General features: G+C 69.9%; 20 protein-coding genes. 7 read left to right on the plus strand and 13 right to left on the minus strand.

The features are described 5' to 3' along the window. Positions 1-7: 7 nt before the first annotated feature. Positions 8-1,297, plus strand: a complete 1,290-nt coding sequence (locus AB5I40_RS22640; protein WP_370932137.1) for a PspC domain-containing protein — start codon at positions 8-10, stop codon at positions 1,295-1,297. After that, positions 1,290-1,523 carry a hypothetical protein gene (locus AB5I40_RS22645; protein WP_370932138.1) on the plus strand — a complete coding sequence of 78 codons (234 nt, stop codon included), beginning with the start codon at positions 1,290-1,292 and terminating at the stop codon, positions 1,521-1,523. Before AB5I40_RS22640 ends, AB5I40_RS22645 begins: the two co-directional genes overlap by 8 nt. Positions 1,524-1,575: 52 nt before the next feature. Here AB5I40_RS22645 and guaA read toward each other — a convergent pair whose 3' ends face one another. After that, complete coding sequence (gene guaA, locus AB5I40_RS22650) at positions 1,576-3,132, minus strand: glutamine-hydrolyzing GMP synthase (protein ID WP_370932139.1); 1,557 nt, start codon at positions 3,130-3,132, stop codon at positions 1,576-1,578. A gap of 117 nt (positions 3,133-3,249) precedes the next feature. Here guaA and AB5I40_RS22655 point away from each other — a divergent pair, with 117 nt between their 5' ends. Beyond that, positions 3,250-3,795, plus strand: a complete 546-nt coding sequence (locus AB5I40_RS22655) for a DinB family protein (RefSeq protein WP_370932140.1) — start codon at positions 3,250-3,252, stop codon at positions 3,793-3,795. Here AB5I40_RS22655 and AB5I40_RS22660 read toward each other — a convergent pair. After that, on the minus strand, positions 3,728-4,375 hold the full coding sequence (locus AB5I40_RS22660; protein WP_370932141.1) for a rhomboid family intramembrane serine protease: 648 nt from the start codon (positions 4,373-4,375) through the stop codon (positions 3,728-3,730). The two genes, AB5I40_RS22655 and AB5I40_RS22660, sit on opposite strands and share 68 nt — an antisense overlap. 128 nt (positions 4,376-4,503) lie before the next feature. On the opposite strand from AB5I40_RS22660, the gene AB5I40_RS22665 reads away from it, so the two are divergent. Both AB5I40_RS22665 and AB5I40_RS22670 read left to right on the plus strand, forming a co-directional pair. After that, on the plus strand, positions 4,504-5,949 hold the full coding sequence (locus tag AB5I40_RS22665; RefSeq protein WP_370932142.1) for an aldehyde dehydrogenase family protein: 1,446 nt from the start codon (positions 4,504-4,506) through the stop codon (positions 5,947-5,949). A 5-nt stretch (positions 5,950-5,954) separates the two neighbouring features. Further along, the gene (locus AB5I40_RS22670) at positions 5,955-6,407 is read left to right on the plus strand and encodes an N-acetyltransferase family protein (RefSeq protein WP_370932143.1); all 453 of its coding nucleotides are present in this window, start codon (positions 5,955-5,957) and stop codon (positions 6,405-6,407) included. On the opposite strand, the gene AB5I40_RS22675 is transcribed toward AB5I40_RS22670, so the two are convergent. From AB5I40_RS22675 to AB5I40_RS22690, 4 genes are all read right to left on the minus strand, one after another. After that, positions 6,395-7,858 (minus strand): FAD-dependent oxidoreductase, encoded by a 1,464-nt coding sequence (locus AB5I40_RS22675; protein ID WP_370932144.1) that lies wholly within the window; start codon positions 7,856-7,858, stop codon positions 6,395-6,397. The genes AB5I40_RS22670 and AB5I40_RS22675 overlap by 13 nt on opposite strands. Positions 7,859-8,017: 159 nt before the next feature. After that, entirely contained in the window at positions 8,018-8,707 is a 690-nt protein-coding gene (locus AB5I40_RS22680; protein ID WP_370932145.1) for a maleylpyruvate isomerase N-terminal domain-containing protein, read from the minus strand. A 14-nt stretch (positions 8,708-8,721) separates the two neighbouring features. Next, positions 8,722-10,428, minus strand: coding sequence for a GMC family oxidoreductase N-terminal domain-containing protein (locus AB5I40_RS22685; RefSeq protein ID WP_370932146.1), 1,707 nt, complete (start codon positions 10,426-10,428; stop codon positions 8,722-8,724). 192 nt (positions 10,429-10,620) lie between these two features. Continuing rightward, positions 10,621-11,760 carry a GuaB3 family IMP dehydrogenase-related protein gene (locus AB5I40_RS22690; RefSeq protein ID WP_370940580.1) on the minus strand — a complete coding sequence of 380 codons (1,140 nt, stop codon included), beginning with the start codon at positions 11,758-11,760 and terminating at the stop codon, positions 10,621-10,623. Between the two features lie 171 nt (positions 11,761-11,931). Between AB5I40_RS22690 and AB5I40_RS22695 the strand changes: the two genes are divergently transcribed. Further along, entirely contained in the window at positions 11,932-13,167 is a 1,236-nt protein-coding gene (locus AB5I40_RS22695; RefSeq protein WP_370932147.1) for an MFS transporter, read from the plus strand. On the opposite strand, the gene AB5I40_RS22700 is transcribed toward AB5I40_RS22695, so the two are convergent. Beyond that, positions 13,119-13,538 (minus strand): DUF3574 domain-containing protein, encoded by a 420-nt coding sequence (locus AB5I40_RS22700; RefSeq protein ID WP_344270389.1) that lies wholly within the window; start codon positions 13,536-13,538, stop codon positions 13,119-13,121. The genes AB5I40_RS22695 and AB5I40_RS22700 overlap by 49 nt on opposite strands. Before the next feature lie 70 nt (positions 13,539-13,608). Then, complete coding sequence (gene guaB / locus AB5I40_RS22705) at positions 13,609-15,120, minus strand: IMP dehydrogenase (RefSeq protein ID WP_370932148.1); 1,512 nt, start codon at positions 15,118-15,120, stop codon at positions 13,609-13,611. A 139-nt stretch (positions 15,121-15,259) separates the two neighbouring features. On the opposite strand from guaB, the gene AB5I40_RS22710 reads away from it, so the two are divergent. Further along, positions 15,260-15,655, plus strand: coding sequence for a DUF5319 domain-containing protein (locus tag AB5I40_RS22710; RefSeq protein WP_009072430.1), 396 nt, complete (start codon positions 15,260-15,262; stop codon positions 15,653-15,655). A 135-nt stretch (positions 15,656-15,790) separates the two neighbouring features. Here AB5I40_RS22710 and AB5I40_RS22715 read toward each other — a convergent pair whose 3' ends face one another. From AB5I40_RS22715 to AB5I40_RS22735, 5 genes are all read right to left on the minus strand, one after another. Next, entirely contained in the window at positions 15,791-16,084 is a 294-nt protein-coding gene (locus AB5I40_RS22715) for a hypothetical protein (protein ID WP_370932149.1), read from the minus strand. A 71-nt stretch (positions 16,085-16,155) separates the two neighbouring features. Beyond that, positions 16,156-17,097 (minus strand): anti-sigma-D factor RsdA, encoded by a 942-nt coding sequence (locus AB5I40_RS22720; protein WP_344270381.1) that lies wholly within the window; start codon positions 17,095-17,097, stop codon positions 16,156-16,158. Beyond that, positions 17,098-17,670, minus strand: a complete 573-nt coding sequence (locus tag AB5I40_RS22725) for a sigma-70 family RNA polymerase sigma factor (protein ID WP_009072423.1) — start codon at positions 17,668-17,670, stop codon at positions 17,098-17,100. 324 nt (positions 17,671-17,994) lie between these two features. Then, positions 17,995-18,591, minus strand: a complete 597-nt coding sequence (locus tag AB5I40_RS22730; RefSeq protein WP_020662719.1) for a response regulator transcription factor — start codon at positions 18,589-18,591, stop codon at positions 17,995-17,997. Between the two features lie 131 nt (positions 18,592-18,722). Further along, entirely contained in the window at positions 18,723-19,700 is a 978-nt protein-coding gene (locus AB5I40_RS22735; protein WP_370932150.1) for a hypothetical protein, read from the minus strand. Positions 19,701-19,705 lie beyond the last annotated feature (5 nt).

The raw sequence follows: 19,705 nt of genomic DNA on the forward strand, positions 1-19,705 counted from the left end.
GTAGGGCATGAGTGGTGCGAACGACGTGCGGCCTCCCCGTACGAACCCCCTGAACGGGTTCGAGGAGACCGTCAAGGACTTCTGGGCCAGCAGGCCTCGGCGGCCGCACTCGGGGCGGAAGGTCGCTGGGGTCGCGGCTGGGCTGGGGGATCGCTACGGGATCGATCCGGTGGTGATTCGGGTCGCGTTGGCGGCGGCGACTGTTTTCGGGGGGTTCGGGCTGGTTCTTTACCTGCTCGGGTGGCTGTTCTTTCCTTCCGAGGGGGACGAGGTTTCCGGCTTCGAGGCGTTGATCGGGCGCGGGCAGTCGAGCATGACGAAGGCCTTCGCGGCCGTGCTCACCGTCGCGGTGATTCCGGTTGTCGGGTGGACCTTCGGCGGCGGCTGGTTCGACGGGGGCGGCCTGATCGGGTTCGCGTTGCTCGCCACGTGCCTTTATCTCCTGCACCGCACCCGCGGGCAGGACAACCGACCGGCGCCGGTCGTCGCGTTCGCGGCGGACGGAACCGCTTCCGGAACCGGAGCTTTCACGATGAACAGCGACACCCCGACTCCCGCGGCGGCGGCACCGGGCTGGGATCCGCTGGCCGCCGACCCGGCCGGCTGGGATCTGCCTGACCCGGCGGCGCCGCCACCGCCGCCTCCTAGCGGCGACTACAACGACACCGCGCCGAGGCCGCCGCGGCGACGGTCCAAGATCGGGGCCGCCACGCTCGGGGTCGCGGTGATCGTGGCCGGCATCGGGGTCGCGCTCTCGCTGAACGGGTTCGACTGGTTCTCGCTGCGGCACATCATCGGCATGACGCTCGCCGTGCTGGGCGTCGGGCTCGTGGCGGGTGCGTTCGCTCGCGGCGCCCGCGGCCTGATCGGGCTCGCGATCCCGCTGTCGATCGCCGGGATGGTGCTCACGACCAGCACGTTCGACAACCTCGACGTGCGCGGCGGCGTCGGCGACCTGACCGCCACCCCGCGTACCGCGGCCGAATTGCAGCCGGTTTACCGGCACACCGCGGGCAACATGAAGATCGACCTGACCCAGCTGGCCGCGAGCGAACCGGTCACCACCACGGTCTCCAACGGTGCCGGGAACACCGAGGTCATCGTGCCGCGCACCGCGGACGTGACCTTCACCTGCGAGAACAGCGCCGGTGAGGTCGACTGCCTGAACCGCACGTCCAACGGGGTCGGCCAGCCGGCCATCTCCGGGACCGACAACGGCGACGACAACGTCGGCGGACAGAAGATCACGCTCCACGTCACCAACGGCGTGGGCCAGGTGGAGGTGCGCCGTGGCTGAGAACCCGTACTCCTACGACGAGCCCGAAGCCCCGGCCTGCCGTCGCCGCGGGGTCGACTGGATCACGCTGATCGTCGGGGTCGCGACGCTGCTCGTGTCCGGCTACGTCCTCACCGACGGATCCAGCTGGCTGCCCACCTTCGACTTCCGCTGGATCGTCGCGGGCGGCGCGGTGTTCTGCGGGATCCTGATGCTCGGCGCGTCGTTCCGCAAGCGACGGCCGTAAAAACGCGACAAAAAACGGGGCCCGGAAATTCTCCGGGCCCCGTTTTTCTATGTCATTCCCATTCGATGGTGCCCGGCGGCTTGCTCGTCACGTCCAGCACCACGCGGTTGACCTCGGACACCTCGTTCGTGATCCGGGTCGAGATCCGCTCCAGCACCTCGTACGGCAGCCGCGTCCAGTCGGCGGTCATCGCGTCCTCCGACGACACCGGGCGCAGCACGATCGGGTGACCATAAGTGCGGCCGTCGCCCTGGACGCCGACGCTGCGGACGTCCGCGAGCAGCACCACCGGGCACTGCCAGATCTCCTGGTCCAGCCCGGCCGCCGTCAACTCCTCGCGGGCGATCGCGTCGGCCTCGCGCAGGGTCTCCAGCCGGTCCGCGGTCACCTCGCCGATGATCCGGATGCCCAGGCCCGGCCCGGGGAACGGCTGGCGCTGCACGATGGTCTCCGGCAGCCCCAGTTCGAGCCCGACGCGGCGCACCTCGTCCTTGAACAGCAGTCGCAGCGGTTCGACCAGCTCGAACTGCAGGTCATCGGGCAGGCCGCCGACGTTGTGGTGGCTCTTGATGTTCGCGGTGCCCTCGCCGCCGCCGGACTCGACGACGTCCGGGTACAGCGTGCCCTGCACGAGGAACCGGTAGTCGCCCTGCGCCTTGAGGTCGCGCTCGGCCTGCTCGAACACGCGGATGAACTCGCGGCCGATGATCTTGCGCTTCTGCTCCGGGTCGGTGACGCCGGCGAGCGCGTTCAGGAACCGCTCGCGCGCGTCCACGGTGACCAGGTTGACGCCGGTCGCGGCCACGAAATCGCGCTCGACCTGGGTGCGCTCCCCCGCACGCAGCAGGCCGTGGTCCACGAACACGCAGGTCAGCCGGTCTCCGATGGCGCGCTGCACGAGCGCGGCCGCGACCGCGGAGTCGACGCCGCCGGACAGGCCGCAGATCGCCCGTCCGTCGCCGATCTGCGCGGCGACCGCAGCCACCTGCTCGTCCACAATGGACGAAGTGGTCCAGCCGGGCCGGACGCCGGCGATCTCGTACAGGAACCGGCGCAGCACCTCCTGGCCGTGCGGCGAGTGCGCCACCTCCGGGTGGTACTGCACGCCCGCGAAACGCCGTTCGACGTCCTCGAAACCGGCGACCTCGGCGCCGTCGGAGCTGGCCGTGACGACCGAGCCCTCCGGAGCCTTGGTGACGCTGTCGTTGTGGCTCATCCACGCCGTCTGGTGGCCGGGCAGCCCGGTGTGCAGGACGCCGCCCTCGCCGACGATCCGCACGTCAGTACGGCCGAACTCGCGCACGCCGGTCGGCTCGACGACGCCGCCGAGCGCGCGGGCGAGCAGCTGGTGGCCGTAGCAAATGCCGAGGATCGGCACGCCGGCCTCGACCAGCTTCGGGTCCATCGCGGGAGCGCCCTCGGCGTACACGCTCGACGGACCGCCGGACAGGATGATCGCGGACGGGTTCTTGGCGAGCAGCTCCTCGACGGTCGCGCTGGACGGCACGACCTCGGAGAAGATCTGCGCCTCGCGCACGCGACGGGCGATCAGCTGCGCGTACTGCGCCCCGAAGTCCATGACGAGTACCGGACCGGTGGGAGTGGCCACCCAAGACCTCCAGGTATCAGCGCTTTTGCCACCATCGTCCCAGGTGGGCCCCGTCACGTCGGCAATGCCCCCGGAATGAGGACAGCCGCTGTCCGCGAACCGGCTTACCGTGCCCGCATGACCAACGACTGGACCAACGAACTGGCCGAACAGCTCGACTGGCACTGGCAGCACCACGTGCGCCCGAAGCTGGAAGGCCTCACCGACGACGAGTACTTCTGGCAGCCGGTCGAGAATTGCTGGACCGTGCATCCCCGCACGAGCGACGACCAACCCGGCACGGGCGACTTCACCATCGACTTCTCGTTCCCGGAGCCGACTCCCCCGCCGGTGACCACGATCGCGTGGCGGCTGGGCCACATCATCCCGGGCGTGCTGGGCATGCGCTCCGCGTCGCACTTCGGCGGGCCGCCGACGTCCTATCAGGACTTCCCGTACGCGGGCTCTGCCGACGAAGCGCTGAAGCAGCTCGACGACGCGTACGCGACCTGGATGGCCGGCGTACGCAGTCTCGACGCCGAAGCGCTGGCTCGCCCGTGCGGCCCGGCTGAAGGGCCGTACGCGGAGCTGTCGATGGCCGCGCTGGTCTTGCACATCAGCCGAGAGATGATCCACCACTGCGCGGAGATCCTGCTGCTGCGCGACCTTTACCGAAACCGCTGACCAGCAGTCCCAACCCGATCCCGAGCAGGGCGGGCATGCCGTGGTTGTCGTGCAGCACTGTGTCGAGCACGGCGAGCGGCACGATCAGCAGCGCTGCGAGGTACAACCCCTGCGGCGGCTGAGCGGCGCGCGCTCGCAGCACGACCACGGCGAGCGCGCCGAGCAGCCCGGCAACGCACATCGAGTTGCCCGCGCCTACCGGATTCAGCCAGACGTAGCTGAGGAACTGGCCGAACAGTCCGCATCCGAAGTAGAGGACGAACCAGGAGACGCGGCCGAGGCACCATTCCGCCACGGTGCCGACGACAGCGAGGGCGACCAGGTTGAAAATCCCGCCGAACAGCTTGCCGTCCTGGAAGAACATGCCGGTCAGCAGTCGCCACCACTCCCCGGCGTCGATCGCGGTGGCGTCGCGCTTGAAGCGGTCGAAGAGGGACGGGTCCGCCAGTTGGGCGATGAGTACGGCTGCGGTCACGAGGAACACCGCGCCGGTCAGCGCCGGACGGCGCGGTGTTCCGACGCGGGCGAAGAAGGCCACCGCCGGGTTGGCGGACCAGCGAGAGGCAACCGAGTTGGTCATGCGCTGACGATATGGCGACGATCCGCGAGAAACCCCCGACAAATGTCATCTCCGCGCCAGGACAGGTGCCACAAAAGAAGGACCTGGTCCGGCGTGCCGGGCCAGGTGGCGCCTAATACCTTGGGCGCATGGACACGATCACCCCACAGCCGCGGGCCGCGTGGATCGCCGGTCAGGCTGAGCAGGGCGCGAGCACCCTCGTGGTGCACCACCCGTTCGACGGCAGCGAAGTGGCGACGGTCGCGGTGCCCGGCGCGGACCAGGTCGAGCGGGCGGTGGCCGCGGCGGCCGCGGTCGCGAAGGAGTTCCGGCGCACTCCTGCGCATCAGCGCGCGGCCGCGCTGGAGCACGTCTCGCGCGGGCTCGCGATGCGCGCCGAGGAACTCGCCGAGGTGATCACGGCCGAGAACGGCAAGCCGTTGAAGTGGGCCGAGGCCGAGGTCAAGCGGGCGATTTCGGTCTTCCGGATCGCGGCCGAGGAGGCGCGCCGGTTCAGCGGCGACGTCCAGCGGCTCGACGCCGACCCGTCCGGCGACGCCCGGCTCGCGCTGACCCGCCGGGTGCCGCGCGGGCCGGTGCTCGGGATCGCGCCGTTCAACTTCCCGCTGAATTTGGTGGCGCACAAGGTCGCGCCCGCGCTCGCGGTCGGCGCGCCGATCATCATCAAGCCCGCGCCGCGCACGCCGCTGTCGTCGCTGGTGCTCGGCGAACTGCTCGCCGAGACCGACCTCCCCGACGGCGCGTTTTCCGTGCTGCCGCTGGGAAACGAGGAGACTCAGGCGCTCGTCGCCGACCCGCGGCTGCCGGTGGTGTCGTTCACCGGATCCGGCCCGGTCGGCTGGTCGATCGCGGACGCGGCGGCACGCAAGCACGTGGTGCTCGAACTCGGCGGCAACGCGGCGGCGGTCGTGCTGCGTGATTGGCCGGACGTCGAGGGTGCTGCGCAGCGGATCGCGACCTTTGGCAACTACCAGGCTGGCCAGTCGTGCATTGCGGTCCAGCGGGTGATCGTGGACGCGGCGATTGCCGACGAGTTCGTGCCCGCGCTGACCGAGGCCGTCGAGGCGCAGGCAACCGGCGATCCGTATGACCGCAACACTGACGTCGGCCCGGTCGTCGACGAGGCTGCTGCGGAACGGATCATCGCGTGGGTCGATGAAGCGGTGGCTGGTGGCGCGCGGGTGCTGACTGGCGGAACCCGTTCGGGCGCAACGGTTGCGCCGACTCTGCTGACTGACGTGCCTGCGGACGCCAAGGCTTGGTCGGAAGAAATCTTCGGGCCGGTGCTGGCGGTGTCCATTGTGGATGGGGTGGACGAGGCTTTCGCTTCGGTGAACGCGTCCGCGTACGGGTTGCAGGCCGGGGTGTTCACCAGTGACGTGCAGTTGGCCTTCCACGCGTCGGCGGAGCTGGAAGTCGGCGGCGTGATCATCGGCGACGTGCCGTCGTATCGCGCGGATCAGATGCCGTACGGCGGCGTGAAGGGTTCCGGCGTCGGCCGAGAAGGCGTGCTGTCGGCGATGCACGACCTGACCGAGGAGCGAGTCACGGTCTTCACCGGAGTCGACCTCTGACCACAGTGGACTTGCGACGGGCAACGGCCGCTGACGCACGCGACATCGCCGACGTGTGGCTGCGGTCGTTCACCGCCGCACTGCCGACCGTCCGGCGCGCCCATGACGACGACGCGGTGCGTTGGTGGTTCGCGAATATCGTGGTGCCGCAGCAGGAAACCTGGGTAGCGGTGGCCAAGTCCACTGTGGCCGGACTGCTCGTGCTCGACGGGGCAGAGCTGACACAGCTCTATCTCGACCTTCCGTGGCGCGGGCGCGGCATCGGCAATCAGTTGGTGGACTTGGCCAAACAGCTCCGCCCCGGCGGGCTGACTCTGTGGACGTTCCAGATCAACGAGTCAGCGCAACGGTTTTACCGCCGCCACGGTTTCGTCGCCGTCGAATACACCGACGGGCAGCGAAATGAAGAGCGCGAGCCAGACGTGCGTTACGTCTGGCCCGCGCCTCAAGCGGACTGAGCGAACTTGAAAACCCCGTTAGGGTCGTACTTCTTCGCCACCTGGTCCAGCCGGGCCGCGTTGTCGCCGTAGTAGGCCGACTTCCAGTCCGGCAGGTCCGGGTCGATGTAATTCACGTAGCCGCCGCGCGCGCCGGCGTCCGCCAGTCCGGAGACCACAGTGGACACTGACTTGCGCGCGGTGTCCTGGCTGCTCGCGGTGGCCGGGGCGTAGACCTGGATGCTGGCCAGCGCTTTCCGGTGCGGGAAAGCCGTGTCCGCCGGCGCGATATCCCCCACCGCGCCGCCAAGACCGTCGATGAGCAGATCCATCCCCTTGTGCCCCGAGGCGAGATCGGCGATCTTCCCGCCGTCGACCGGATCGGTGATGATCCGCGACGACGCCACGAAAGTCTGCCGTTCCGAACTGCCGGAGAAATAGTTCATCGCCGCGCCGTAGCCGAGGGTTTTCATCGTGCGGGTGGACGGCGACACCGACAATCCGCTGAGCGCTGACGTCAGGCCCGCCGAACCGCCCACGAACGCTCCGCCGATCCGGCACGCCCCGCTCGGACCGCCGGAAACCACGCAGTTCGACCACAATTCGGGCGGAGCGCTCGGCAGCCAGCGCTGCCACGCGTCGACCACGTCGCCCGCCGAACCGGATTGGAACTTCAGCGAAAACACCGTGATGGTCGGCGCTTCCACGGTACTGAAGGTGAACGACGTGACCACGCCGAAGTTTCCGCCCCCGCCGCCGCGCAGCGCCCAGAACAAGTCGCCGTCCACTTGCGCGCTCACCGTGCGCAGCTTGCCGTCCGGCGTGACGATCTGCGCGGACTGCAGCCGGTCGCACGTCAAACCGTATTTACGGGTCAATACCCCGATTCCGCCGCCGAGCGCGAGCCCCGCGATGCCGACCGTCGGACAGGAACCCGCCGGCAGGCAACGACCCGCCTTCGCCAGCTCCGAATAGACGTCCCCGAGTTTCGCGCCCGCGCCGATGACGACCTGGTCGCCCTGAATGTCCACGCCGGCCATGCCGCCGACGTCGATGACCAGCCCGCCGTCCGGCGCGGAATACCCGGCATAGCTGTGCCCACCGCTGCGCGCGGCGAGCGGGATCCGGCCGCCAGCCGCCTCAACGCACGCCTGCACGTCCTCCGGCTTCGCGCATTTCGCGACCGCCGCTGGATTTTGCCCGTCGAAAAGCGGGTTGAACGCACGTTTCGCGGTGGCGAATCCACCGTCGCTGGGCAGCACCAGGTCCCCGGAGAGCTTGCCGCGCAACGCGTTCCAATCCGGCGGCCCGGACGGCTTCGAACTGGTGCTCGGCGGCACGGTCGCTCTCGACGTCGGGCTGGTCTGCGGCACCGAGGGCCCCGGTTTCGTCGTGCACGCCGCGGCCACCGCGCCGACCGCGGTCAATCCGGCGGCGCGCAAAAACGTCCTTCTCCCGACTGTCATGTTCATTCAGACGCCTCAGACCTCAGGTCGGTTGCGAAAAGTCCGGTCAGCAATGCCGCAAGGGTGAAAAACTGTCCACATCGGACCGCCTACCGGGCGCGCGCCCAGCCTCGGCGAGTGGGTGGCCGAGGACGAACTCGCGGCCACCCGGCAATCCGGTCACAATCAGAGCAGCGGGGCCATTTCGGGCACCGGCCCGGAAAGCGCCGAACCATCACCGCGCCCGGTCAGCCAAGCCAGCACCGTCCCCGGCGTCCCGGCCACGAGATCACCGCCATCGCCGAGAGTCCAGGTACGGACGCCATCGGTGATCCGGAACGAAGGCAACGGACGCGGACACATCCTGATCAGCGTCGCGATCACCGCGTCGAGATGCTCGCCGAGAAGCGCGGTGACGCTGTCGAAATCATGGCCGGCATCGAGGTCGACCAGGTGAATCGTGGTCTCGGAAAGCCGCAGCGTCAGCACGTCCGCGCCGGTCAGCTCGCCACCGTGCCGGTGGCGGACGCGCGCTGCCCAGGTCTCGTCCGACAGCCGCGCGGCATGGTCGGTCAGCCGTTTTCCGGACGCCACCAGATCGGCCACGATCTCCGCCGGAGCGCGGCCCGCGCCGGCCTCGATGTCGTCGTCCCGGGCGTTGCCGGGGCCGTACATCGACCGCTCGACGCCGGTTTCGGCCCAGGTCAACAGGTTCCCGAGAGCGTCCGCGTTACGCGCGAGATGGGTGAGCAGATGCGCGCGCGACCAGCCGGGCAGCGCGCTCGGCTCGGCGAACGCCGTCTCCGGCATCGCCTCGGCGACTCGTGCCCATTCGTCGTGCAATTCCCGGATCCGGTCCAGCGCCGCAGTCGTCACCGGACGATCTTAGGTCAGCGGCGCAGTGCCGCGGGGGCGTTCGCCGGAACCGCCGGGTTCTTCGGCGCGACCGGCTCCATCCGGGCGTACCCGCTGCTCTGTTCGGGCCGTTCGTCGGCTTCGCCCTTGTTGGGCCAGAACGAGAAGGCCCGCTCCGCCTGCGCGGCGATGGTGAGCGACGGGTTCACGCCGAGGTTCGCGGTGATCGCCGAACCGTCCACAACGGACAGTCCGGGATAGCCGTAAACCCGGTGGTACGGGTCGATGACGCCGGTGTCAGCGCTGTCGCCGATCGGCACGCCGCCGATGAAATGCGCGGTGAGCGGGATGTCGAACACCTCGCCCCAGGTGCCGCCCGGCATGCCGCCGATCCGTTCCGCGGTAAGGATGTTCGCCTCGTGCCCGGCCGGGATGAAGCTCGGGTTCGGCTCGCCGTGGCCCTGTTTCGACGTGTACTTCCGCCGTCCGAAAAGGCCGGGCCGGGTATAGGTGGTGATGGAGTTGTCGAGGCTCTGCATCACCAGCAGAATCACCGTGCGCTCGCTCCACCGGTACGCGTTCAGCAGTTTCGCCGACTGCACCGGGTGCCGGACCAGGAACGTGAGAGCCTGCCGCCAGCGCGGAACGGGCGAAGAACCATCAGTGGCAACGGTTTGCAGCAGGCTCATCGCGTTGCTGCCCTTGCCGTAACGCACCGGTTCGATGTGCGTGTTCTCGTCCGGATGGATCGACGAGGTAATCGCGACCCCGCGGCTGAAGTCTCGCTCGGCGTCCACAGTGGTCCGCGCCGCGCCGATGATCGCCTCGGAGTTCGTCCGGGTCAGCTCGCCGAGCTTGCCGGACAACTTCGGCAGCGCGGCCGTGTCCTTCATCCGGTGCAACAGGTTCTGCGTGCCCCAAGTACCAGCGGCGAACACCACCTGCGACGCCGTGACCGTAGTCCGGAAACGCCGCGAACGGGTTCCGGTCTTCTGCAACGTGATCACGTAACCGTTGCTGCGCGGGCTCACCGACGTCACCGTGGTCAGCGGAATGACCTTCGCGCCGTCCTTTTCCGCGAGGTACAGGTAGTTCTTCACCAGCGTGTTCTTCGCGCCGACCCGGCAACCGGTCATGCACGAACCGCATTCGGTGCACCCGACCCGATCCGGCCCGGCACCGCCGAAGAACGGGTCCTTCACCGTCTCGCCTGGCTTGCCGAAGTACACCCCGACCGGCGTGGCGTGGAACGAATCCTCGACGCCCATGTCCTTCGCGACGTCCCGCATCACCACGTCGGACGGCGTGATCGTCGGGTTCGTGACGACGCCGAGCATGCGGCTGGCCTGGTCGTAGTGCGGCGCGAGTTCGCTTTCCCAGTCGGTGATGTGCGCCCACTGCCGGTCTTGGTAGAACGGCTTGAGCGGCCGGTACAGCGTGTTCGCGTAGACCAGCGACCCGCCGCCGACGCCGGCGCCGGCCAGCACCATCACGTCGTTGAGCATGTGGATGCGCTGAATGCCGTAACAGCCGAGCTGCGGGGCCCAGAGGTAGCGCTTGAGATCCCAGGACGTCTTGGCGAACTCGTCGTCTGCGAAGCGCCTGCCCGCCTCGACCACCGCGACGCGGTAGCCCTTCTCGGTCAGCCGCAACGCCGCGACGCTGCCGCCGAACCCGGACCCGACGACGAGGACGTCGTAGTCGAGTTCTTGCCGCGCGGTGGTGGTGTTACTGGCAGTCACAGGAAAGAGGGTAACCCCCGGGAAGCCGCCAGGCCAGAGTTAAGTTACTGACGAGTTACCTCACCTGGGCAAAGTACGTGAGGGGAACCCTGAGGGAATCTGATTCCCTCAGGGTTCCCCTCACGTACCCGCTCCGCCCAGCCAGTCGTTTCGGCCTGGGCGGACACGCTTCAACCGCGAAGTCCTGGCACCTCAGCCGCGCACGGTCAGCCCGACGCGCTGGAACTCCTTCAGGTCCGAGTACCCCGTCTTGGCCATCGCGCGGCGCAGCGCGCCGAACAGGTTCACCACGCCCTCCGCGTCCGAGGACGGGCCGAACAGCAGCGTCTTCAGGTCCACCGCGTAGTCCGAGTCCGGGCCCTCCACCACGCGCGAACGCGGCAGCGACGGGTGCGCCGCCGCGGCCGTCCAGTACAGGCCCTGGCCCGGGGCGTCCGACGCGGTCGCCAGCGGGGCGCCGAGCATGACCGCGTCCGCGCCGCAGGCGATCGCCTTCGCGATGTCGCCGGACGTCGTGATGCCGCCGTCGGCGAGGACGTGCACGTAGCGGCCGCCGGTCTCGTCCAGGTAGTCGCGGCGGGCGGCGGCCGCGTCCACGATCGCCGTCGCCATCGGGGTGCCGATGCCGAGCACGCGGTCGGTGCTGGTGACGCCCTCGGTGTAGCCGTGACCGACGATGACGCCCGCCGCGCCGGTGCGCATCAGGTGCATCGCCGTGCGGTAGTCGCTCACGCCGCCGGCGATCACCGGCACGTCGAGACGGCCGATGAACTCCTTGAGGTTGAGCGGTTCCGCGTCGCGCTGCACGTGCTCGGCGGAGATGATCGTGCCCTGCACGACCAGGATCTCGACGCCGGCGGCGATCAGGTCCGGAGTCAGCTCGGCGGCGTGCTGCGGGCTGACCCGCGCGGCCACCGTCACGCCGGATTCGCGGACCGTCTTGATCGCCTCGGTCAGCAGGTCGAGCCGGATCGGCGCGGAGTGCAGCTCCTGCAGCTCGCGCACGACCGCGGTCGGGTCCTCGCTGTCCTCGGCCGCGCGGACGAGGCGGAAGATCGCTTCTTCGACGTTCGCGTGCCGGGCCCACAGCCCTTCGGCGTTGAGCACGCCGAGGCCGCCGAGCTCGCCGACCGCCACCGCGGTCCCCGGCGACACGATCGCGTCCGTCGGGTGGGTGACCAGCGGCAAGTCGAACCGGTACGCGTCGATCTGCCAGGCAGTGGACACCACCGACGAGGACCGCGTCCGCCGCGACGGCACGATCTCCACGTCATCGAGGTCATACGCCCGCCGCGCCGTGCGGCCCATGCCGATCTCGACCAGATCCCGCACGTGATGTCCCTTCTCGCGCCTGACGCCTTCGCGGTCCATTGTCGCGAGTCGGCACGGGTGACCTGCGCGCGGGGGACCGTTGCGGTGGCGACAACCACCGGTTGTGCGCGCGGTTGTTTGCCACCGGCGCGGGCGGGTGGTTGGCTGCCCGGCTGAGCGAGGGGGACGGATTTGGCGCTGGGCAAGGACTTTCACCGGCTGTGGCTGGCGTACGCGGTCAGCGTCGCGGGCACCTACTTCGCCCTCGACGCCTTCTCGATCATCGCGGTACGGGTGCTGCACAGCAGTGCCGCGCAGGTGTCGTTGCTGGCCGGAGCCGGGCTGGCGGTGGGTTCGCTGGCCGCGCTTCCGCTCGGTCCGTGGGTGGAGTTCCGGCGGAAACGACCGGTGCTGATCGCCATGGACCTCGTCCGGTTCGCCGCCCTGCTCACGCTGCTGCCCGCGTATCTGCTCGACCTGTTGACCTTCGCCCAGCTCGTCGCGGTGTCAGTGATCGTGGCGGCGGCGAACATCGCTTTCACCTCGGCGAGCGGCGCGTATCTGAAGTCACTGGCGGCTGGTCCAGACCTGCTCACCGCCAACGGCCGGTTCGAGACGACACTGTGGACCGCGACCGCGCTCGGCCCGCCGGCGGGCGGCGCGGCGATCGGGTTCTTCGGCCCGCTCGCCACTGTGATCCTCGACGCGATCAGCTACTTGCTCTCCGCACTCTCGCTCTCGACGATCCGCACCCGCGAGCCCCAACCGCCCCGGCCCGCTGCCTTCCGCGCGACCGACCTCGTCGAGGGCTGGCGGTATGTGTTCCGGCACGCCCGGCTGCGGATGCTCTTCCTCAGCTCCTGCCTGGTCAACGGCCTGATCATGGCCACCTCGCCGGTGCTGGCGGTGCTGCTGCTCGGCGAACTCGGCCTGCCGACCTGGCAGTACGGGCTCGCGTTCGGCGTCCCGTGCCTCGGCGGCCTGATCGGCTCCCGGCTCGCCCGCCGGCTGGTGCCGCGCTACGGCCGGGTCCGCCTGCTGCCGATCCTCGGCGCGGTGCGGACCTGCTGGGTCGTGCTGCTGGCGTTCGTGCCGCCCGGGATCGGCGGGCTGTTCTGGGTGATGGCGGTCGAGTTCGGCCTGATCATCTGCGCGGCGGCGTACAGCACCGTCCTCGCGACGTACCGGCTCGAAGAGACTGAAGACGGGTACGTGAGCCGGGTGTTGTCCGCGTGGCGGATCAGCAACGGCGCCGCCACCGCCGGGTTGACGCTGGTGTGGGGTGTGGTGGCGACGTGGCTCGGCACGCGCGGCGCACTCGGGCTGGCGGGCGCGTTGATGCTGGCGACGCCGTTGCTGCTGCTCGGGTGGAACCGCGCTCAGAACGAGACGCGTGCGGTGGAATCGGTCCGCAGCACGGATTCCTGATCGAACAGGTGCTTGTAGTCGGTGCGGATCTGTTCGAGGTCGGCGTTCGCGTGCTGGTTCGTCGGCGGATACAGCACCACGAGCACGATCGAATGCTCGCGGACGACCGCGCCGCCGCCGGACCGCCATTGACCGGTGCCCTCGAGCTGGGTGAAGCCGTCTGGGAACCGCGGCGTGATGTCCTTCGCCGAGAAGTCCGCGAACTCCTTCTCGGTCACCTCGCCGCCGCCGGGCTTGGCGGTGCCGAAGTACAGCTCGGTGCGCTTCCACAGCGAGCTGTCCGGCGAATCCGCCGCGGCCGCCGAAGCCGCCCCTCCCCCGAGCACCATCGCGGCAGCCGCCGTCAGCACGAACCTCCGGGAAAACCGCATTCGCCCGCTCCCCTCGTCGTCACCTGGAGATCCAGTGTGGCGGGAAGGAGGAGCGGGCGAACAGGGTCGATCAGCGGGTCGTGTAGTTCGGGGCCTCGACCGTCATGGTGATGTCGTGCGGGTGGCTTTCCTTCAGCCCGGCCGCGGTGATCCGGACCAGCTGCGCCTCCTGCATCGCCGCGATCGTCTCCGCGCCCGCGTAGCCCATGCCCGCGCGCAGACCGCCGACGAGCTGGTGGACGACGTTCGACAGCGGGCCGCGGAACGGGATCCGGCCCTCGATGCCTTCCGGCACCAGCTTGTCCTCGTTGAGCACGTCGTCCTGGGCGTAGCGGTCCTTGGAGTAGGACTTCGCCTCGCCGCGCGACTGCATGGCGCCCAGCGAGCCCATGCCGCGATAGACCTTGAACTGCTTGCCGTTGACCAGGATCAGGTCACCAGGCGACTCAGCGGTACCCGCGAGCAGGCTGCCCAGCATGACGGTGGACGCACCGGCCGCGATGGCCTTCGCGATATCGCCGGAGTACTGGATGCCGCCGTCGCCGATCACCGGAACACCCGCCGGACGACAGGCCTGGTCCGCCTCGTAGATCGCGGAGATCTGCGGCACGCCCACGCCCGCGACGATCCGCGTGGTGCAGATCGAACCCGGGCCGACGCCGACCTTCACGCCGTCCACGCCCGCGTCCACCAGCGCCTGCGCACCGGCCCGCGTGGCTACGTTGCCGCCGACAATGTCGACGGTCTCGCCCAGTTCCTTCTTCAGCAGCCGCACCGTGTCCACGACCGCGCGCGAGTGACCGTGCGCGGTGTCGACCATCAGCACGTCCACCCCGGCCTCGGCCAGCGCCATCGCGCGCTTGTGCCCGTCCGGCCCGACGCCGACCGCGGCACCGACGACCAGGCGGCCGTCCGGGTCCTTCGACGCCCGCGGGTACTGCTCGGTCTTCACGAAGTCCTTGACCGTGATCAGGCCGCGCAGCTTGCCCGCGCCGTCGACGATCGGCAGCTTCTCGATCTTGTGGCGGCGCAGCAGCCCGAGCGCGGCTTCCGCGGTAACGCCGACCTGCGCCGTCACCAGCGGCGTCCTCGTCATGACTTCGCTCACGAGGCGCGTGTGGTCGACCTCGAACCGCATGTCGCGGTTGGTGATGATGCCCACGAGCGCGCCGGAGGCGTCGGTGACCGGGACGCCGGAGATCCGGAACCGCGCGCACAGCGCGTCGACCTCGGCGAGGGTGTCGTCCGGGGCGCAGGTGACCGGGTCGGTGACCATGCCCGCCTCGGACCGCTTGACGACCTCGACCGCCGCCGCCTGTTCGTCGATCGGGAGGTTGCGCTGCAGCACGCCGATCCCGCCCTGGCGGGCCATGGCGATCGCCATCCGCGCCTCGGTGACCGTGTCCATCGCGGCGGAGACCAGCGGAACGTTGAGCTTGATGTTGCGAGTGAGCTGCGTGCTCGTGTCCACCGCGCTGGGCACCACGTCCGATTCCGCGGGCAGCAGCAGCACGTCGTCGAAGGTCAAGCCGAGCATCGCGAACTTGCTGGGCACTGCGGGGGTGATGCTTTCGCTGGTCATGAGGGGCGAAGGGCCTTCCTGGCGGGAGCGGGCTGGAGTCGCGGGCAGCGGTGCCTGGCGTGGGCCGAGGGTGATCGGACCTTCCCCTCATGATATCCGGGCCGGGGCACTGGCCCGGGTGGGTGGCCCGGCGGGTAGCGTGCAGGCCGTGCCGCACGATGTGTTGCCCCCCGATCCGTTCGCGGACGACCCGGACGATCCGGCCCGGGCCATCCCCGACCCCGACGACCACCTGGAAGAGCCGATCAGCGCGGACGAGCGCACCGAGCTGCTGGCCGACCTGTCCGACCTCGCCGTGTACCAGGCTCTGCTGGAGCCTCGCGGGGTCCGCGGCATCGTGGTCGACTGCGGCGAGTGCGACGAACCCCACTATCACGACTGGACGCTGCTGCGCGCGAGCCTGGAGCAGCTGCTGTCCGACGGCCGGATGCGTCCGCACGAGCCGGCTTTCGACCCGAACCCGACGGACTACGTGAGCTGGGACTACTGCCGCGGGTTCGCGGACGGGGTCACCGCGAACGAAAGCGCGTACTGACTTCTTCGGTCCTGAACAGCGTTGAAAGCTTGAAAGAAGGCCCTGGTGAGTTTGGCCACCAGGGTCTTCTTCGTGTGCGCGGACAAGTTGTCCACAGGAGTTGCCCACAGAGGTGTCGACTTGTGGACAACCTGCTCAACGCCGGTGCTTCGGGCTCTCCGCCAGCGCGATCATCGCCCGCTCGGTCAGATTCGGCCACGGTGGACGGTGCACCACGGCCAGCGTCGCGAGCGCCGCCGCCACAAAACCGGTGCACGCCCCGATCAGCGCGATCCGGCCCCCGTCGACCGCGGGCGTCCAGGTCACGCCGTCGGAGTCGATCGTGTACAGCCCGACCGCACGCCCCGGCCCGCCTCGACGGCCTTGCCGGGTGACCGTGATCAGCACTGTCCCGCTGGCGGTCTCGTAGGGATCTCCGAAAACCAGCACCACGCCTCCCCCCTTGAAACCGGTGAACGAAAAAGGTCCCGGCACTGTCCGTGCCGGGACCTTCGTGAAACCTAGGAACCGCTGGTGCCGTTCGGCGCCTGTACCCCTTGCGACGACTCGTTGCGCGGGCTGCTGCCCGTGCCCGGATCGTTCGGGGTGGCGCTCGGCGACGGCGGCGGCGAACTCGGCGTGGACGTCACCGGCGGAAGCGGCGTCGCCGAGGTGACCGGCGGCGGATTGGTGTGCCCGCCCCCGGTGCCGGGCAGGGACGTCGACTGGCCGGGCGGCTGCGCCGCGCTGCTGACCGGGTCGTGCACCGGCGGAACGGCGGGCGGCGTCGACGGCTTCTGGTCCGCGGGCGGGGCCGTCGGCTGGCCGAGCTGAGCGGCCAGTTCGCGGTGCTGCTGCAGGAGCTGGTTGCGGTTGTCCGCGTCGGTGACCTGGGTGAGCGCGGCCTGCGCGTCGGCGAGCGCGCGCCGGGCGTCCGCGAGCCGGTTGTCGGCCAGCGCCAGGTTCGCCTTCTCCAGGTCGAGCTTCGCCGCGGCGGCGGCCTCGACGGAGCGGGCGTGGTCGGCGTAGAGCACCTTCGTGAGGCCCCACAGCGTGTCGCCGGGCTGCGCGTCGCGGGCGGCGAGACCGGTGCCGGTGAAGGCGATCGCGGCGGCGGCGCACGCGGCGGCCACCGGCACGAGATAGCGGCGGCGACGGCCGCGGCTTTGGTACTTGCGCGCCAGCGTGGCGGTCCTCACCGTGGTGACCGCAGTGTCGACGTCGACCAGCTCAGCGAGCGGTTCGCTGTCGATGTCGCGGCGCCACGCGAGCAGCAGCGCGTTCAGTTCCTGGTCCCCGAGCCCGTCGGCGACAGCCGGATCGGTCCCGCCGAGCGCGTCGAGCAGCGCGTCGTCGGCCTGGATGGCCGTCAGGTCGCCGTCGGCTTCCGCTTCGTACCCGGTCAGGCCGCTGGCCTGCGCGGAAGGTGACAGGTCTCTGTCCCGGTCTTCGCGATCGGTCACTCAGATCACCTCCTCGGCGGCAAGCACCTTGCGCAGCCGGGCGAGCGCCCGGTGCTGGGCGACGCGGACGGCGCCCGGCGTGGAACCGACGGCTTCCGCCGTCTCCTCCGCCGACAGTCCGACCACGACCCGCAGAACAACGATTTCCCGCTGTTTGTCCGGCAGCACCTGCAGCAACTGCGCCATCCGCTCGTTCAGCTCACCCTGCAGAGCACGTTGCTCCGGGCCGACGCCGCCCTCGATCTCGTCGGGGATCTCGGCGACCGGCTCCGCCCGGTTGCGCGCCGCGGCGCGGTGCGCGTCGGCAACCTTGTGCTGGGCGATGCCGTAGACGAACGCCAGGAAAGGGCGGCCCTGGTCACGGTACGAAGGCAATGCCGTGAGCACCGCGAGACACACCTCCTGCGCAACGTCGTCTGCCGAAGCGAACGAACGCTCCTGCCTGCCAACCCTGGCGCGGCAATACCGCACCACAAGGGGACGAATGGCGGCCAGCAACCGCTCCACTGCCTGAGGGTCTCCCTCGACAGCGGCGGCGACCGGCTCGTCCAGTCCATCCCCCACAGTGGCCATCGCAGACAACAGTCCCAGCGTTACGTGTAGGTGCGCAAAGAATCCGGCGCGTGGTCGTCCCGGTCCTGCGCCGGTCACAGCTACCGTACCGTCGGAGTCCTACCAGACAACCGCCAGAGGTGGCGACCGGCGCGCCGGGCGCGGCCGGACGGCGATCGTCGCAGGCAGACGGGCTGGGGCAGTGCCGTCACGCGGTGGGGACGCGGGCGAGGCACGCGGAGCAGGGGCCAGGACAACAGGTACGGGCCAGGGCTTGGCTGCCCTGGCCCGTTCGTCACCGCGGGAATCGGATCGGAAGTCCCGTACTGGCTTGCTCTGCCTCGGTCAGGACACGAGACCGCGGCGGAAGCCGTGCGCCACGGCCTGCGCGCGGTCGCGGACGCCGAGCTTGCGGAACAACCGCCGCGCGTGCGTCTTGACCGTGTCCTCGGAGAGGTACAGCTCGCGGCCGATCTGGCCGTTGCTCTTGCCCTGGCTCATGCCGCGCAGCACCTGCAGCTCGCGCTCGGTGAGCTGCACGCCCGGGTCGGACGGCTGCCGCGGCGCGGGCACCGAGGTGCTGGCCAGGGTGTGCGCCAGCGCGGCGACCAGTTCGGGCCGCGAGGCGTCCCAGCGCAGGTAGCCGCGCGCTCCGCCGGCGATGGCGGCCGCGATGCTGCCCGCGTCGTCCGGGGCGCCGAAGACGATGACGTTCGCCTGGGGGTTCGCGGAGACGAGCCGGCGGGTTGCCTCGACGCCTGTCGGGACCGCGCGTTGCGTCCCGACCAGCACGACGTCGACCGGCTGACGGGTGTACCGGGCCAGCAGCTCGTCACCGTGCGCTACGCAGTCGATGCGACTGACCCCAGGCACCGCGGACATCACACGGGTGAGCCCTTCGCGGACACTGCGTCGGTCGTCGCAGATCAAGACCGTCGTCACGGGGTTTCCTTCCTGCAGCCGGGTGACATTCCACTTCCCCTATCGGACGCTTTAGTCCGAACCTTGACACGATCCGGTGGCTTTTTTTGAAGTTTCTTAGCCCGGATGCCGGAACGCCCGTTCCCGCAGGCCTACCCGGGTCCGACGGGCACCCACGGCGATTCGTGTGCGATGCGCATCACGCAAGGATCCGCGTGCCGTAACACTGCGTGCAACACCTGGCGACTCCTGAATCGATACTCCTCGGCCCGGTCGGGCTCCAGATCAGCGGCGACGCGCGCGGCCACCCAATTAAGTGAATCGAGTTCACATTTCTCGGCGTCTTCGGCGGCGGCGAGCACGAGCTCCCGCGCGCCACTTTTTCGGGCGGCCAGCAGGGCGACCCCGAGGACGATGGCGGACTTCACGACATGTCGCTGAGCGTGACGGGCGACGGCGGTCTCGTAGGCGAGCCGGGCCGGGGCTACTGCTGCTTCGGGCTGACCGTCGGCGAGTTCGATCTCGGCACCCACCCAGCCGCCCCGGACGGTCGCGCGCCAGCGACGGTCGGTTTGCGCTGCCCGGACGGCGAGGCGGCGGGCGGCGGAGATACGGCTGAGGGCGAGGTTGTCGGCGGCTAGGCCCAGGAGGGCGTCGGCTCGCGCGCCTTGGCGGTCTAGTCCGTTGGGGTCTTCGGTGGGGGCGCTGCCGGGGCTGTCTCGGCTCACGGATGAAGCGTTGGGGCTCGCAGTGGCGGGCAGCGGGGACCGTGTTGGGGAGTCAGTCGCTGCCAAGCCGCCGGCCAGCCCCGGGGCGTCGCCAGCCCCGCGCTCCCCCGCTCCGCCCAGTGCGACCGCCAGCAGAGCCTCCCCGTCCAGCTTCCGCGCCGCCACGTGTCCGCCAAGCTGTCGCCGATGCGACGCGAGCGTGCTCGCCGCCAGCGAGGCCGTCAGCGGATCCCGGCCGCGGCGAAGCGGGTCGAGCAAGGCCGCGGCCGCCGCGTATCGGCCGCGGGCGCCCAGCACGATCGCCGCCAGGAGGCATTGCCTTGGCGAGCCGTCGCGAGGTATCGGGGCCGCCGACCCGGCGTCCGAGCCGAACGCGAGGGCCGTCAGCGCTTCTTCGTCCACCTCAC

This window comes from Amycolatopsis sp. cg13 (assembly GCF_041346965.1).
Taxonomy (GTDB): domain Bacteria; phylum Actinomycetota; class Actinomycetes; order Mycobacteriales; family Pseudonocardiaceae; genus Amycolatopsis.

Coding starts and splice junctions, on each gene's coding strand:
- AB5I40_RS22640 (WP_370932137.1), top strand. CDS start 8: ATGAGTGGTGCGAACGACGTGCGGCCTCCCCGTACGAACCCCCTGAAC.
- AB5I40_RS22655 (WP_370932140.1), top strand. CDS start 3,250: ATGACCAACGACTGGACCAACGAACTGGCCGAACAGCTCGACTGGCAC.
- AB5I40_RS22660 (WP_370932141.1), bottom strand. CDS start 4,375: ATGACCAACTCGGTTGCCTCTCGCTGGTCCGCCAACCCGGCGGTGGCC.
- AB5I40_RS22665 (WP_370932142.1), top strand. CDS start 4,504: ATGGACACGATCACCCCACAGCCGCGGGCCGCGTGGATCGCCGGTCAG.
- AB5I40_RS22675 (WP_370932144.1), bottom strand. CDS start 7,858: ATGAACATGACAGTCGGGAGAAGGACGTTTTTGCGCGCCGCCGGATTG.
- AB5I40_RS22700 (WP_344270389.1), bottom strand. CDS start 13,538: ATGCGGTTTTCCCGGAGGTTCGTGCTGACGGCGGCTGCCGCGATGGTG.
- guaB (WP_370932148.1), bottom strand. CDS start 15,120: ATGACCAGCGAAAGCATCACCCCCGCAGTGCCCAGCAAGTTCGCGATG.
- AB5I40_RS22725 (WP_009072423.1), bottom strand. CDS start 17,670: ATGGCCACTGTGGGGGATGGACTGGACGAGCCGGTCGCCGCCGCTGTC.